Raw genomic sequence first — 14,922 nt, 5'->3', positions numbered from 1 at the left:
CAGCGAGTTATCGCCAGCCTGCAGTTTTTGTCCCGTAGTTTCATAGACAACCATCGGCAAGGCGAACCCAGCCAGGAAGCGCGGCAACGTCAACTGCTCGGCGAACAGGCACAAAAGTGTGTGATAGTTTACCAGATTTTACGCAGGCTGTGGGGGACGGTGAGACGATTTCATGGGGAATTGTGTGTCAGGAGATCATTTCCCCTGCAATTACGGAACAAAAGGCATAAAAAAACCCGGTGAAACACCGGGTTTTTGACGCTGATTTTCGTGCCGAAGCACTGTGCTGCAATAGCAGCAGAAAATTAACGCTTGGAGAACTGAGGACGACGACGTGCTTTACGCAGACCGACTTTCTTACGTTCAACCTGACGAGCATCACGAGTAACGAAGCCAGCTTTACGCAGTTCGCCACGAAGATTTTCGTCATATTCCATCAGTGCACGGGTAATACCGTGACGGATAGCACCAGCTTGACCGGAGATACCACCACCTTTAACGGTGATGTACAGGTCGAATTTCTCAACCATGTCGACCAGTTCCAGTGGTTGACGAACTACCATGCGGGCAGTTTCACGACCAAAGTACTGTTCCAGGCTACGCTGGTTAATTACGATGTTACCACTACCCGGTTTGATGAAAACACGAGCGGCGGAGCTTTTGCGGCGACCAGTGCCGTAGTATTGATTTTCAGCCATTGCCTATAATCCCGAATTAAATGTCAAGAACTTGCGGTTGTTGCGCCGCATGAGTGTGCTCGTTACCCGCGTAAACTTTCATTTTACGGTACATTGCACGACCCAACGGGCCCTTTGGCAACATGCCTTTAACCGCGAGCTCGATCACGCGTTCAGGACGGCGAGCGATCATCTCTTCAAAGGTCGCTTGCTTGATACCACCGATGTGGCCGGTGTGATGGTAATAAATCTTGTCGTTACGCTTGTTGCCAGTAACAGCAACTTTTTCTGCGTTCAGAACGATGATGTAATCACCAGTATCAACGTGCGGAGTGTATTCCGCTTTATGTTTGCCACGCAGACGGCGAGCCAGTTCAGTGGCCAGGCGACCTAAGGTCTTGCCGGTAGCGTCAACTACGAACCAGTCACGTTGTACGGTTTCCGGTTTAGCTGTAAAAGTTTTCATTAAAAGCTTACCCAATTAAAGTTACACGTTGGCGAACACCCGAACGCTTACTTGTTTATAAAATAAGTATTTGAGGTTCACACGACCATCGTCCAGCAAACCTACCCCTTCGAATAGCCAATGCTGGCACTTATAAAGTTTCGGGAAAAAAACTTTGTAGTAACGTGGGGTCGCAAGATTATAGAGAAGTCTCCCGCAAAGATCGAACCCTTTTTCGACAAAAAGGAAGATTTACCTCAACGTCTTCTGAGGGTTCGCCATGCAGGCTTTACTGCGCCTTTTTATACCACAGGCTGAGCAAATAATAATCAATTAAAATCACGGCAGATGCGGCCGCCTGAGGTATTCCTCACTCTGCATCTCCTGCAGACGCGAGAGACAACGCTGATATTCGAATTTCAGCCGTTCCCCCTGATAAATCTCAAACATCGGCACCGCTGCGGAAATCACCAGTTTTACATGGCGCTCATAGAATTCATCGACCAGCGCCAGAAAACGCCGCGCAGCGTTCTCACTGTCTGCGCCCATCACCGGCACATTATGCAGCAGTACACTGTGATAGATTTTCGACAGCGCAATATAATCGAGCTGGCTGCGCGCCTCTTCACATAAGGTATGAAATTCCACCGCCAGCACGCCGTCAACGGCAGCAATGGCTTGCAGCGGACGATGATTCACTTCCAGTACGGGTCTTTCGCCTGCCTCCGCGCCACTGTGATTGCCGGTCAGTTTGCCCAGCATGGAATGCATCGCGTCACTCGTATCAGGGCCAACAGGCGATAACCACAAATTGGCTTGTGTCAGCGTACGCAGACGGTAATCAATGCCGGCATCCACATTCAGCACATCGCAATATTCTTTAATCAGATCAATGGCCGGCAGGAACCGCGCGCGTTGCAGACCGTTGCGGTACAGCAAATCAGGCGGAATGTTCGATGTCGCAATCAGGGTGATACCGCGGGCAAACAGCGCCTGCAGCAACGTCGCCAGCAACATCGCATCGGTAATATCCGAAACAAAAAACTCGTCGAAACAGAGTACGTCCGTTTCCGCTTTGAAGCGGTCAGCAATCACTTCCAGCGGATCTTCCTGCCCCTGAAGCTCCGTCAGTTCTTCATGGACACGCAACATAAAGCGGTGAAAATGCAGGCGGAGCTTACGTTCACCGGGCAGGCTGTGGAAAAACAAATCCATCAGCCAGGTTTTACCGCGCCCCACGCCGCCCCACATATACAGTCCCTGTACTGGTCGCGAAGGGGTTTTCGGCGGAGATTTTGCAAACAAACGGCCCAGCAACCCTCCACGACCGGTGGTCTGAGGCATTGTTGCGGGCTGCGCGGAAAGTGCCTGATAAATCACATCAAGCTGTGCGACAGCCTGTTTCTGAACAGCATCCGCCTGGAATTCACCGGCATCCACAGCGTTCTGATAAAGGAAAAGGGGTGATTGAGATTGCATCTTTGTTAACGTCCCTGAGAAAAAATTTTTATGTTTTTCACGTCGTTTAGCCGCTTTTTTGCCGTGGGTTCGCCGCTTTTCCCGGCTGTCTGTGTATGAAAAAACCAACAGATAGCAGTGATTTTCCCCGCAGGATTCCACTCTGGCAAGGTTAACGGTTATAGTGGAGATATTGCATGACAAATGCGTGTAACAATTACGTTAAAACCATTGTGTAAAGAAGTTAAGTCATAAAAGTTACGTGAAAAAGCCCTGCGGGACAACGAAGTCAAAATAGGAGTCATTATGACCTGGGAGTATGCACTCATTGGATTAGTGGTCGGTATCGCGATTGGTGCGGTAGCGATGCGCTTTGGTAATCGTAAATTACGTGATCAACAAGTCATGAAAAACGAACTGGAGAAAAGCAAAGCCGAACTCGACGAATACCGTCAGGAACTGGTGGGCCATTTTGCCCGCAGCGCAGAGTTGCTGGATAACATGGCGACTGATTACCGTCAGCTGTATCAGCACATGGCTAAAAGCTCCAACAATTTGCTGCCCGATATGCCCGAGCAAGATAATCCGTTCAACTACCGCCTGACCGGCTCCGAGGCCGATAACGATCAGGTACCGGTGCAAATGCCACGCGATTATTCTGATGGCGCGTCCGGTCTGCTGCGTGGTGAGCGTCCGGTTCGTAAATAACAGACGCCCCTGACCTGCATAACAATCGTTATGCAGGCGTATTTACGGCATATGTCCCGTGCATGTGCCGTTCTCCAGACCCTTCCCGTGCTGTGAATCACTGTTCTATTGTCCATAACTGACGTCCATTACAGAAAGCGAGAGAGTTATCGTGATGAAGAAAAAGTCATTTTTGCTCAGTGTGTTAGCTGTTAGCCTTGGATTAACTTTCGCTTCTGCGCCTATGGCGAATGCCGCTTTACCTACGGAAGTTCAGGGACAACCTTTGCCAAGTCTGGCACCTATGCTGGAAAAAGTATTGCCCGCAGTCGTGGGCGTTCAGGTTTCAGGTACCCAGCCACCCAGTGCGGATGTCCCACCGGAATACAAATTCTTCTTCGGTCAGCAGGACCCTGAACCCAATCAGGGGCCACAGCCTTTTGAAGGGCTCGGTTCAGGCGTTATTATTGATGCCGCCAAAGGCTATGTGCTCACCAACAACCACGTGGTGAATAATGCGGATAAAATCAACGTTCAGCTCAACGATGGCCGTGAATATAAAGCCAGGCTCATCGGCAAAGACGATCAGTCTGATATTGCGGTGATCCAGCTGATTGATGCTAAAAATCTGACACAAATTACGATGGCGGATTCCGACAACCTGCGTGTCGGTGATTTTGCCGTCGCCGTTGGCAATCCGTTTGGGCTTGGCCAGACGGTGACATCCGGCATTGTTTCTGCGCTTGGTCGCAGCGGCCTGAATCTTGAGGGGCTGGAAAACTTTATTCAGACCGATGCGTCGATTAACCGCGGTAACTCCGGGGGCGCATTGCTCGATCTGAAAGGTGAACTGATTGGTATTAACACCGCCATCATTTCCTCTCAGGGTGGCAGCGTCGGTATCGGTTTTGCTATCCCGGCGAACATGGCGAAGAACCTCAGCCATCAGTTGATTGAGTTCGGTGAAGTGAAACGCGGCCTGCTGGGGATCCGCGGCAGTGAAATGACGCCGGAACTGGCGCAGGCATTCAAACTTGACAGCCAGCGCGGCGCTTTCGTCAATGAAGTATTGCCGGATTCTGCAGCGGCGAAAGCCGGTATTAAACCGGGCGACGTACTGATTACCCTGCAGGGGAAAACGCTGAGCAGCTTTGCTGAGTTACGCGCGAAAGTGGGCACCGCAGGTCCGGGCGTCACCATGCAGATTGGTTTGCTGCGCGATGGTAAACCGATGACTGTGAACGTCACGCTGGATAAAAGCCCGGCCGTGGAAGTCAGCATTGAGAAACTCAATCCTGCCTTGCAGGGTGTGACGCTCAGCGATCCGGCGGATAAAAACGCCAAAGGCGTGCATGTCGATGACGTGAAAAAAGGGACGCCCGCTGACCAAATCGGTCTGGAAAAAGACGATGTGATTATCGGTGTAAACCGCGAACCGCTCGAAAATCTGGCCGCTTTCCGCAAAATACTGGAAAGCAAACCTGACCTGATCGCGCTGAGCATCTTGCGTAAAGGGCAAAATATCTACTTATTCATGCCGTAAAGCGTTGAAAATCGGACGCAGGTGCTGCTGCGTCCGATTAACTCATGCTATTCTTCCCTCACTTTTTATCTCGCATCCCATATACCCATGTTTGTTAAGCTATTGAGATCCGCTGTTATCGGCCTGATTGTTGCTGGCATTTTGCTGGCGGCGGTACCTATGTTGCGTAAAAACATCACAGAACCGCTGTTTGACCGAAACTTCACCCAAAACAGCGAAGAACCGGTCAGCTATAACTCAGGCGTCCGCCACGCTGCTCCGGCAGTGGTGAACGTTTATAACCGCAACATGGGTAACAGTTCACAGAACGAACTGGCCATCCGCACACTGGGTTCCGGTGTGATCATGAACGACAATGGTTATATCCTCACCAACAAGCACGTAATCAATAATGCCGATCAGATCATCGTCGCATTGCAGGATGGCCGCGTATTTGAAGCCTTGCTGGTCGGCTCTGACAGCCTGACTGACCTGGCCGTACTGAAAATCAACGCCGGAAATCTGCCGGTGATCCCGATTAATCCACATCGCGCCCCGCATGTCGGTGATGTCGTGATGGCAATTGGTAACCCATATAACCTCGGTCAGACAGTCACGCAGGGTATTATCAGCGCCACTGGTCGTATTGGCCTCAGCCCGTCAGGCCGCCAGAACTTTCTGCAAACCGATGCATCGATTAACCAGGGTAACTCCGGCGGTGCACTGGTGAATTCGCTGGGTGAGCTGATGGGGATTAATACACTGTCCTTTGACCAAAGTAATGACGGCGCCACACCGGAAGGTATCGGCTTTGCCATCCCGACCGCACTGGCGACAAAAGTCATGGGCAAGCTGATTCGCGATGGCCGGGTTATTCGCGGGTATATCGGAATCAGCGGGCGCGAGGTTTCCCCTCTGCACGGGCCGAATAGCGGACTGGATCATATTCAGGGGATTGTGGTGAATGAAGTCACACCCAATGGCCCGGCGGCTAATGCAGGCATGCAGGTCAGAGACGTGATCGTTAACGTCAACAACAAACCGGCTGTTTCCGCTATCGAGACAATGGATCAGGTCGCAGAGGTTCGTCCGGGTACGGTCATTCCGGTGGAGATTATGCGTGACGGTCAGAAGCTGACCTTGCAGGTGACCGTGCAGGAATATCCTGATCACTGACGATCGCTGAAGACAGCAACGAAAAAGCCGGAAAGGTTTCCCCTTCCGGCTTTTTTATTGCATCAAGAGCTACGAATCATTCGCCGTTGAAGCGCTCAATTTTCGCACCCAGCTGACGCAATTTATCTTCGATACGCTCATAGCCACGATCGATGTGATAAATACGGTCAACCACGGTCACACCCTCGGCAATACAACCCGCCAGAACCAGACTCGCAGACGCACGTAAATCGGTCGCCATCACCTGAGCGCCAGACAGTTTTTCAACGCCATGGCAAATCAGGGTGCTGCCTTCGATTTCAGCATGTGCGCCCATACGGATCAGTTCAGGAATGTGCATGAAACGGTTTTCGAAGATGGTTTCGGTGATCACACCGGTACCCTCTGCCACCAGATTCAGCAAGCTGAACTGCGCCTGCATGTCAGTCGGGAAGCCCGGATGCGGTGCGGTGCGGAAGGTGACGGCTTTAGCCCGTTTACCATGCATGTCGAGACTGATCCAGTCTTCGCCCACTTCGATATCGGCACCGGCTTCACGCAGTTTTGCCAGTACAGCATCCAGCGTATCAGGACGGGCTTCGCGACAGGTAATCTTGCCACCGGAAATCGCGGCCGCCACCAGGAAGGTGCCGGTTTCGATACGATCGGGGACCACACGGTAAACACCGCCACCCAGACGTGCAACGCCTTCGATGGTGATTTTATCCGTACCCGCACCGGTAATTTTCGCACCCAGCGTATTCAGGAAATTCGCAGTATCGACGATTTCCGGCTCACGCGCGGCGTTTTCAATAATGGTGGTGCCTTCAGCCAATGTCGCTGCGCTCATGATGGTAACGGTCGCACCCACGCTGACTTTATCCATCACGATGTGCGCACCTTTCAGGCGGCCATCGACAGAGGCTTTCACATAACCTTCTTCCAGCACAATGGTCGCGCCCAGCTGTTCCAGACCGGTAATATGCAGGTCAACAGGACGTGCGCCGATAGCACAGCCGCCCGGCAGGGAGACTTCACCGCGACCAAAACGCGCCACCAGCGGGCCAAGAGCCCAGATAGAAGCGCGCATGGTTTTCACCAGGTCATACGGCGCACAAAACTCATTCACCGCACTGGCGTCAACGAAAACAGAACCGTTGCGTTCTATTTTGGTGCCCAGCTGGCTCAGCAGTTTGATGGTGGTATCGATATCTTTCAGATGAGGAACGTTCTGGAGTTCAACAGGTTCTTCAGCAAGCAGTGCGGCAAACAAAATAGGAAGTGCTGCATTTTTTGCACCAGAGATAGTGACTTCACCGCTCAGGCGAGTCCCACCCTGTACACGAAATTTATCCATTATGACTGCTCTCTATTCATTAAAACGACAGGTCAAATACGAGGAAGCTGCCGGAACTCCGGCAGTCTTATAAACCGCTCAGTTTACGGTCACGCGCCCATTCTTCAGGGGTATAAGCCTTAATAGACAGTGCGTGAATTCGATTGTCGGCGATGTATTCCATCAGCGGTGCGTAAACGGTCTGCTGTTTTTTCACGCGGCTCATGCCATCAAACATCGCACCAACGACAATGGCCTGAAAATGACTGCCATCGCCAGTAATGTGGGCTTCGTCCAGTGCCAATGCGTTCATCAGCACGTCTTTAATTTCACTCGTTTCCATAGGGATCTATTCTTCTGAAGAATCATAACAGCCCGATATCTTATAGGGATCGGCGCAATTCTTAAACCACGAAAAAGCCCCTGACGAAGAGTTTCGCACAGGGGCTTTACGGACATTCAGTCAACTATTCACATCCCGCAGCCTAACTCACGGGAACTGCTCATATATTTATTCAACAGAGCAGCCCGTAGTGTCCGACGGAATAATGTCCTGAAGGTTATACAAGGTAATCAGTGTTCTCAGCCTGTCGGTGATGCCCGCAATCGTCAGCGTAATCCCCTGCTGACGGGCTTCCTCGCGTAAATGCACCAGGAAAGCCAGACCGGAAGAATCCACACGCTCCAGCCCGGAAACATCCAGACAGGTCACGCCGGACATCAGCTTTCTGCGCATATCCCAGAATGCCACCAGCGTTTCGCGATCTAACTCACCGTGCAACATCAGTCGCGGCGGCTGCGATTCCCAGCGCAGGGCTTCACTCATTGTTGTTTATCCAGCGTGATCGGCTGAGCAGCGGCTTGTTTCAGACGCGCTGTCAGACCCTCGATACCTTTCTGGCGCAAGATATCTGCCCACTCGTTCTGTTTGGTCGAAATCATGCTGACGCCTTCGGCGATCATGTCATATGCCTGCCATTCGCCTGTGCGGCTGTTTTTACGCCACTGGAAATCCAGACGAACCGGAGGACGACCATTCGGATCGGTAATGGTGACACGGATAGCAATGATATCTTTATCCGCGTAGGACTGCTCTGGTTGCACCGTGTAGCTCTGGCCGTTGTACATCGCCAGCGCCTGACCGTAAGCCTGTTGCAGATAGTCAGAGAACGCCGCGAAATAAGCCTCGCGCTGTGCAGGTGTCGCCTGTTGATAATAGCGGCCTAATACCAGCGCGCCGGCGTATTTGACCTGCACATACGGCAGCAATTCTTCACGAACGATCTGGCGCAGATAGTTAGGATCCTGCTTGATTTTCGGCTGTTCGGTTTTGAGGCGGGTGAAGGTTTTGTTCGCTGCTTCATTCATCACGCTGTAAGGATTGGTCTTGTCCACAGCAGCATTCGCCAGCGGAGCCATAACCACCAACAGTGCAGCGATCACTAAACGTTTAAACATACTTATTTCCTCTTTTATGGAGAATCCGTAATGGCAAATTCTTAATGGGCAGCCGGCTGTGGCGCCGTATTAGCGTCAGGTGCAGCATTCCCTTCAGGCGCAGCAGGAGCCGCCGTTGCGTCAGGGTCAGCCTTGCCGTCGCCACTCTTATAAAGGAACTGGCCAATCAGGTCTTCGAGAACCATCGCTGATTTAGTGTCCTGAATAACGCCGCCGTTTTTAAGGATAGTCGTTCCCATTTCAGGGTCTTCAAAACCAATATTCAACGCCAGGAATTGTTCGCCCAGCAAACCAGACGTGCGGATCGCCAGCGTACTGGTGCTCGGGATCTGGTTGTATTTCTGGTCGATATCCATTTCGACACGTGGGGAATAGTTTTTATCAAGCGTTATGCTGCTGACGCGGCCGATAACCACGCCACCGACTTTGACCGGCGAACCGCTTTTCAGGCCGCCTATATTGTCGAAGTCCGCAGAAATACGGTAAGTCGGGTCGGAGCCGATGGAACGGATGTCGGCCACTTTAAGACACAGGAAGATCACCGCAATCAATGCGATGATTAAAAACGCGCCTACCCAGATTTCACTCTTTTTCGTTTGCATGGTTTAATTTCCAAACATCAGTGCTGTCAGCACAAAATCCAATCCCAGCACCGCCAGTGACGAATGCACCACAGTACGTGTCGTTGCCCGGCTAATCCCTTCGGACGTCGGTATCGCATCATAGCCATTGAACAACGCAATCCAGGTCACAGTGATAGCGAAAACAAGGCTTTTAATCAGGCAGTTAAGTAAATCAGTCCGCCAGTCTACCGCGGTTTGCATCGCTGACCAGAAGAAACCGCTGTCGATGCCTTTCCAGTCCACACCCACCAGCGAACCTCCCCAAACCCCCACGGCAACGAAAATCGCCGTCAACAAAGGCATGGAAATCAGACCGGCCCAGAAACGCGGTGCAACAACGCGGCGCAGCGGATCGATAGCCATCATCTCCAGGCTGGAAATTTGCTCAGTGGCTTTCATCAACCCCAGTTCGGCGGTCAGCGCGGAACCCGCTCGGCCGGCGAACAGCAGAGCAGTCACCACCGGTCCAAGTTCGCGCAGTAAAGAGAGCGCCACCATCATGCCGAGGCTGGCCTCAGCGCTGTAGGTGGTTAAAATCAGATATCCCTGCAAACCAAGCACCATGCCGATAAACAAGCCGGAAACGAGGATAATCAGCAGGGAAAGTACACCAACGCTGTAAAGCTGCTTGATCAACAGCGGCCATTGCTTGGCAAATTGCGGCTTACCGACCAATGCCCGAAAGAGCATCAGACCGGCGCGGCCAAAAGACGCACAGGTGTTTATCCCGCGGCGCCCGACTGAGGCTAACGCCTTAATTAACATGAATAGGGAACTCCATCATCCGAGCAGCTCGGTTTTGTAATCACCGGCAGGGAAACGGAAAGGCACCGGTCCATCGGCAATACCGTCAAGGAACTGACGAACACGCGGATCAGGATTATTTTGCAGCTCCTCAGGTGTGCCTTCGGCAATCACATGCTGCGCGGCCACAATATAAGCGTAATCAGCAATACTTAGCACTTCAGGAACGTCATGAGAAACCACGATGCACGTCACACCCAGCGCATGGTTCAGTTCATCAATGAGTTTAACCAGGACGCCCATGGTGATCGGATCCTGCCCCACAAAAGGCTCATCGAACATGATCAGTTCAGGGTCGAGGGCAATCGCACGAGCCAGTGCGACACGTCTTGCCATACCGCCAGACAATTCAGCAGGCATCAGGTCACCGGCACCGCGTAACCCGACCGCTTCCAGTTTCATGGTCACCGTACTGCGCAGTAATTCTTCCGGTAATTTGCTGTGTTCACGCAGCGGGAACGCCACATTTTCGAACACAGTCAGGTCAGTAAACAATGCACCGGACTGAAACAACATACTCATTTTCTTGCGCGATTCGTACAATTTGCGACGGGACAACGTCGGAATGTTATCGCCGTCGAACCAGATTTCGCCGCTGTCGGGCGCAAGTTGTCCGCCAATCAGACGCAGCAAGGTGGTTTTACCGATCCCCGAAGGCCCCATGATTGCAGTGACTTTGCCACGCGGCACGGTCATATTTATCTCTTCGAAAATGGGACGATCGCCGCGCACAAAACTCATGCCTTTGATCTCAACCAGATTCGATTCGCTTTGACTCATTCAGTTTTTCCCTTCGGAATGCTTTCGCTAAGAATACGTCTGACACGCACAAGGTATCGTATAACTTTGGTATTTTTACAAAAACTTACCCCGGTTTCGTTACCAAAGTTGCCATCGATTTACTTTTCTGCCACAGACGGTCAAAATCAACGAATTACCATTTTAAAATAAAAGCCTTCATCGTCTAACATACAGGAACCCGCAGGCGTCATTTTCAGACAAAATGTCGCCTTAGCTCATGTTGACGAAGGAATCGCCTGCCCGCCAGGGCAACGAACCTCGCATTATACCCAATAAAGGATGTTTCATGCTTCTCGCTATCGTACTGATGATTGTCGGCTTGTTACTGTTAGTTTACGCCGCTGATCGTCTGGTGTACGGAGCCGCAGTGCTGGCACGCTCGATGGGCATCTCCCCGCTGGTGATTGGTATGACTGTCGTCGGCGTCGGAATATCCCTTCCTGAACTGGTGGTTTCCACCACCGCCGCCATCAACGATCAGATGGATTTGGCCGTCGGAAACGCAATTGGTTCGAATATCATTAATATTCTTCTGATTTTGGGCGGTGCCGCCCTGATTCATCCACTTTCCGTTCGTTCTGATATATTACGCCGCGAGCTCCCATTATTGTTACTGGTCACCGCGCTGTGTGGTTTTCTGTTAAGCGACGGCGAACTCAGCCGGTTTGATGGCATTTTGCTACTGGCCAGCGCAGGCGTGTTCATGATGCTGATGATAAAAATCGCCCGCGCCGCCGAAAAAGAGGGGCTGGATACGCTGACCTACGAGCAAATGTCCGAACTTCCGCAAGACAGTAGCAATACGGTCGCATTTTTGTGGCTGGCACTGGGCTTTATCATCATGCCGCTGGCGTCGGGCATGATCGTTGATAACAGCACTGTCATCGCGCGTTATCTGGGTGTCAGTGAACTGGTGATTGGCCTGACGGTGATTGCTATCGGTACCAGTCTGCCAGAACTGGCGACCTTTATCGCCGGCGCTATCAAAGGCGAAGATGACATCGCGCTGGGTAATATTATCGGCGCAAACATTTTTAATACCTGCCTGGTGCTGGGATTACCCGCGCTGGTAGCACCAGGTTCGTTCAACCCAGACGCGTTTCATCGCGATTATTGGGTCATGCTCGCGGTCAGCGTGGTGCTTTCCGGACTATGCCTGATGCGTAAACACCGTATCGGACATTTAGCCGGTGCATTACTGCTGTGTGGATTTATCGCTTATATGGCCGTGCTGTTTCTATTACCGGACAGCATTGCCTTCTGAACTCTGTCAGGAACCCACTATGGCTAACGATACCTTCGCCCCCGGTTTTGATTTTCAGGCCGTCGGACATGATGTGCTGAAAACAGAACGTGAAGGACTTGAGCAGTTAGATCAATACATTAACGGTGATTTTACCCGCGCCTGCGAAAAAATCTTCGCCTGCAATGGCAAAGTCGTCGTCATGGGCATGGGCAAATCTGGTCATATCGGCCGTAAGATGGCCGCCACCTTTGCCAGTACGGGCACACCGGCATTCTTTGTGCATCCCGGCGAAGCCAGCCACGGTGATCTGGGCATGGTATCGAAGCAGGATGTCGTCATTCTGATTTCCAACTCCGGCGAAGCCCATGAAATTCTGGGGCTGATACCGGTACTCAAACGCCTGAGCATTACGCTTATCTGCATGACGTCTAACCCCGAAAGCACGATGGGGAAAGCGGCAGATGTTCACCTTTGTGTAAAAGTGCCCAAAGAAGCCTGCCCGCTGGGCCTGGCACCGACCAGCAGCACCACGGCAGTGCTGGTGATGGGCGATGCACTGGCCGTCGCACTGCTTGAAGCACGCGGCTTCACACCGGAAGATTTCGCCCTGTCACATCCTGGCGGAGCACTGGGTCGCAAGCTGTTACTGCGCGTCAGCGATATCATGCACACCGGGGATGAAATTCCGCACGTCAGCCGTGAAGCTTCGTTGCGGGATGCGTTGCTGGAAATCACCCGAAAAAATCTGGGCATGACGGTTATCTGCAACGATTTGATGAAAATCGAAGGGATCTTTACCGATGGGGATTTACGACGCATCTTTGATATGGGCGTCAACATCAATACGGCATCGATTGCGGATGTGATGACGACAGGCGGTATCCGCGTGCGTCCTTCACTGCTGGCGGTTGATGCGCTGAATTTAATGCAGGATAAACACATCACTTGCGTGATGGTTGCTGATGGTGACCAGTTGCTGGGTGTGTTACATATGCACGATATGCTGCGCGCTGGCGTAGTTTAATTGAGGAATTCCCTGAATGAGTAATAGCGCAGCCCTGGTGGAAACCTGCTACGGTCCGGTCAGTGCGCAAGTGCTTGAACGGGCAAAAGCAATCCGCCTGCTGATTTGCGATGTCGATGGCGTTATGTCTGATGGCCTGATCTATATGGGAAATCAGGGAGAAGAGCTGAAAAGTTTCAACGTTCGCGACGGTTACGGTATCCGCTGCCTGCTGACATCCGATATCGAAGTCGCGATTATTACAGGCCGCAATGCGAAATTACTGGAAGATCGCGCTAAAACTCTGGGCATACGCCACTTGTATCAGGGGCAATCTGATAAGCTTTTGGCCTTCCGCGAACTGTTAGATACACTGTCTCTGCGGGCCGAAGAAGTGGCGTACATTGGTGATGACCTGATTGACTGGCCGGTGATGGCCGAAGTGGGTCTCTCTGTCGCGGTTCAGGATGCACATCCTGTTCTGTTACCGAAAGCGCATTATGTTACCCGTATAGCGGGTGGACGTGGTGCAGTACGCGAACTGTGTGATTTGATTCTGCTGGCGCAGGGTAAGCTGGAGGACGCCAAAGGGCTGTCGATATGAGTAAAGCAAAACTTTGGATTATTCTGGCGCTGACTGCCATCGTTCTGGTGCTGATTGGCTGGTCATTATCTGACAACAGCGATGATGTTCCGCAAGCGGTCAATGATCAGGATCCGACTTACCAGACGTCCCACACCGTTACGATGGTGTATGACCCGATGGGCAGCCTGACGTATAAACTGGTTTCAGACCAGGTAAAATATTACACCGCTGATCAGGTGTCATGGTTTACCAATCCGGTCGCGACCATGTATGACAAGAACAAAGTAGCCACCTGGGTATTGCGTTCTGATAAAGCGAAACTGACTCAGGATAAAATGCTCTATCTTTATGGGCATGTGCAGGCAGACAGCCTGACACCTGAGACATCACAGCTGCAAAGAATCAAAACGGACAATGCACGGGTTAACCTGACGACACAGGACGTTGCCTCAGACGATGAAGTGACGTTGTATGGTACAGGTTTTACATCTAACGGCATGAAAATGCGTGGTAATCTGCGTGACAAAACAGCAGAGCTGATCGAAAAGGTAACGACCTCTTATGAAATTCAAAGCAAAAAATAAAATCCGTGATCTCCTGATCGTCAGCTCATTGTTAGCCGTCAGCGTTCCGGCATTTGCCTTAAAAGACGATACAACGAAACCGATCACCATTGATTCAGCAAACCAGGCGCTCGACGTCAATACCAATACCGCGACCTTTACCGGCAATGTGGTCGTCAATCAGGGTACGATCCAGGTTAAAGCCGACAAAGTGGTCGTCATCCGCCCGCAGGGGGTTTCCGGTAAAGAAGTGGTAGAAGGTTACGGCAACCCGGTGACGTTCTACCAGATGCAGGATAACGGTAAGCCGATTAAAGGCCATGCACAGAAAGTCCGCTACGAAGTGGAAAATGACCTCGTCACGCTGACCGGCAACGCTTACCTTGAGCAACTGGACAGCAATGTGAAAGGCGACCGTATTACCTATCTGGTACAGAAACAGCAAATGGAAGCCTTTAGTGATAAAGGTAACCGTGTGACGACCGTTCTGGTACCTTCGCAGCTGCAACAAAAAACGCCTGCAGCGGGCGGCCAGCCGACCAAAAAGAGTAACTGATA

At 51.7% G+C, this 14,922-nt stretch carries 18 protein-coding genes; 8 read left to right on the top strand and 10 right to left on the bottom strand.

The window, feature by feature from the left end; translation table 11 throughout:
* Positions 1–305: 305 nt before the first annotated feature.
* The 3 genes from rpsI to zapE form a co-directional block, all read right to left on the bottom strand.
* The gene (gene rpsI, locus ABIC79_RS08030; protein WP_013577238.1) at positions 306–698 is read right to left on the bottom strand and encodes a 30S ribosomal protein S9; all 393 of its coding nucleotides are present in this window, start codon (positions 696–698) and stop codon (positions 306–308) included.
* A 16-nt stretch (positions 699–714) separates the two neighbouring features.
* Positions 715–1,143 carry a 50S ribosomal protein L13 gene (rplM, locus tag ABIC79_RS08025; RefSeq protein ID WP_013577239.1) on the bottom strand — a complete coding sequence of 143 codons (429 nt, stop codon included), beginning with the start codon at positions 1,141–1,143 and terminating at the stop codon, positions 715–717.
* Positions 1,144–1,461: 318 nt separating this feature from the next.
* Entirely contained in the window at positions 1,462–2,601 is a 1,140-nt protein-coding gene (gene zapE, locus ABIC79_RS08020; RefSeq protein WP_013577241.1) for a cell division protein ZapE, read from the bottom strand.
* Between the two features lie 285 nt (positions 2,602–2,886).
* On the opposite strand from zapE, the gene zapG reads away from it, so the two are divergent.
* From zapG to degS, 3 genes are all read left to right on the top strand, one after another.
* A complete protein-coding gene (gene zapG, locus ABIC79_RS08015) occupies positions 2,887–3,288 on the top strand; it encodes a Z-ring associated protein ZapG (protein WP_013577242.1) in 402 nt (133 codons plus the stop codon).
* 154 nt (positions 3,289–3,442) lie between these two features.
* Positions 3,443–4,810 carry a serine endoprotease DegQ gene (degQ, locus tag ABIC79_RS08010; protein WP_013577243.1) on the top strand — a complete coding sequence of 456 codons (1,368 nt, stop codon included), beginning with the start codon at positions 3,443–3,445 and terminating at the stop codon, positions 4,808–4,810.
* Between the two features lie 87 nt (positions 4,811–4,897).
* Positions 4,898–5,965 (top strand): outer membrane-stress sensor serine endopeptidase DegS, encoded by a 1,068-nt coding sequence (gene degS / locus ABIC79_RS08005; RefSeq protein ID WP_037035040.1) that lies wholly within the window; start codon positions 4,898–4,900, stop codon positions 5,963–5,965.
* A 76-nt stretch (positions 5,966–6,041) separates the two neighbouring features.
* On the opposite strand, the gene murA is transcribed toward degS, so the two are convergent.
* The 7 genes from murA to mlaF all read right to left on the bottom strand — a co-directional run bounded on the left by murA (position 6,042) and on the right by mlaF (position 10,945).
* Entirely contained in the window at positions 6,042–7,301 is a 1,260-nt protein-coding gene (gene murA, locus ABIC79_RS08000) for a UDP-N-acetylglucosamine 1-carboxyvinyltransferase (protein ID WP_013577245.1), read from the bottom strand.
* A gap of 67 nt (positions 7,302–7,368) precedes the next feature.
* Positions 7,369–7,623 carry a BolA family iron metabolism protein IbaG gene (gene ibaG / locus ABIC79_RS07995; protein ID WP_013577246.1) on the bottom strand — a complete coding sequence of 85 codons (255 nt, stop codon included), beginning with the start codon at positions 7,621–7,623 and terminating at the stop codon, positions 7,369–7,371.
* Between the two features lie 168 nt (positions 7,624–7,791).
* Positions 7,792–8,106, bottom strand: a complete 315-nt coding sequence (gene mlaB, locus ABIC79_RS07990) for a lipid asymmetry maintenance protein MlaB (RefSeq protein ID WP_013577247.1) — start codon at positions 8,104–8,106, stop codon at positions 7,792–7,794.
* Positions 8,103–8,738, bottom strand: coding sequence for a phospholipid-binding protein MlaC (mlaC, locus tag ABIC79_RS07985; protein WP_013577248.1), 636 nt, complete (start codon positions 8,736–8,738; stop codon positions 8,103–8,105). The genes mlaB and mlaC overlap by 4 nt, the downstream gene beginning before the upstream one ends.
* A 41-nt stretch (positions 8,739–8,779) precedes the next feature.
* A complete protein-coding gene (gene mlaD, locus ABIC79_RS07980; protein ID WP_314522898.1) occupies positions 8,780–9,340 on the bottom strand; it encodes an outer membrane lipid asymmetry maintenance protein MlaD in 561 nt (186 codons plus the stop codon).
* A gap of 3 nt (positions 9,341–9,343) precedes the next feature.
* The gene (gene mlaE, locus ABIC79_RS07975; RefSeq protein ID WP_013577250.1) at positions 9,344–10,126 is read right to left on the bottom strand and encodes a lipid asymmetry maintenance ABC transporter permease subunit MlaE; all 783 of its coding nucleotides are present in this window, start codon (positions 10,124–10,126) and stop codon (positions 9,344–9,346) included.
* A gap of 15 nt (positions 10,127–10,141) precedes the next feature.
* Positions 10,142–10,945 carry a phospholipid ABC transporter ATP-binding protein MlaF gene (gene mlaF, locus ABIC79_RS07970; protein WP_013577251.1) on the bottom strand — a complete coding sequence of 268 codons (804 nt, stop codon included), beginning with the start codon at positions 10,943–10,945 and terminating at the stop codon, positions 10,142–10,144.
* A 307-nt stretch (positions 10,946–11,252) separates the two neighbouring features.
* On the opposite strand from mlaF, the gene ABIC79_RS07965 reads away from it, so the two are divergent.
* The 5 genes from ABIC79_RS07965 to lptA are packed head-to-tail and all read left to right on the top strand — an operon-like array spanning position 11,253 to position 14,920.
* Entirely contained in the window at positions 11,253–12,230 is a 978-nt protein-coding gene (locus ABIC79_RS07965; RefSeq protein WP_015690523.1) for a calcium/sodium antiporter, read from the top strand.
* Positions 12,231–12,249: 19 nt separating this feature from the next.
* On the top strand, positions 12,250–13,236 hold the full coding sequence (gene kdsD / locus ABIC79_RS07960) for an arabinose-5-phosphate isomerase KdsD (RefSeq protein ID WP_037035037.1): 987 nt from the start codon (positions 12,250–12,252) through the stop codon (positions 13,234–13,236).
* A gap of 16 nt (positions 13,237–13,252) precedes the next feature.
* A complete protein-coding gene (gene kdsC / locus ABIC79_RS07955) occupies positions 13,253–13,819 on the top strand; it encodes a 3-deoxy-manno-octulosonate-8-phosphatase KdsC (protein ID WP_013577254.1) in 567 nt (188 codons plus the stop codon).
* On the top strand, positions 13,816–14,385 hold the full coding sequence (lptC, locus tag ABIC79_RS07950) for an LPS export ABC transporter periplasmic protein LptC (RefSeq protein WP_013577255.1): 570 nt from the start codon (positions 13,816–13,818) through the stop codon (positions 14,383–14,385). The genes kdsC and lptC overlap by 4 nt, the downstream gene beginning before the upstream one ends.
* The gene (gene lptA, locus ABIC79_RS07945; RefSeq protein ID WP_013577256.1) at positions 14,363–14,920 is read left to right on the top strand and encodes a lipopolysaccharide ABC transporter substrate-binding protein LptA; all 558 of its coding nucleotides are present in this window, start codon (positions 14,363–14,365) and stop codon (positions 14,918–14,920) included. The genes lptC and lptA overlap by 23 nt, the downstream gene beginning before the upstream one ends.
* The last annotated feature ends 2 nt before the right edge of the window (positions 14,921–14,922 follow it).

Origin of the sequence: Rahnella sp. 2050 (assembly GCF_040544515.1) — a bacterium.
In the GTDB taxonomy this organism is placed as follows: Bacteria; Pseudomonadota; Gammaproteobacteria; order Enterobacterales; family Enterobacteriaceae; genus Rahnella; species Rahnella aceris.
Note: the sequence above shows the minus strand (reverse complement) of the source record. Positions and strands in the feature narration are given on the sequence as shown.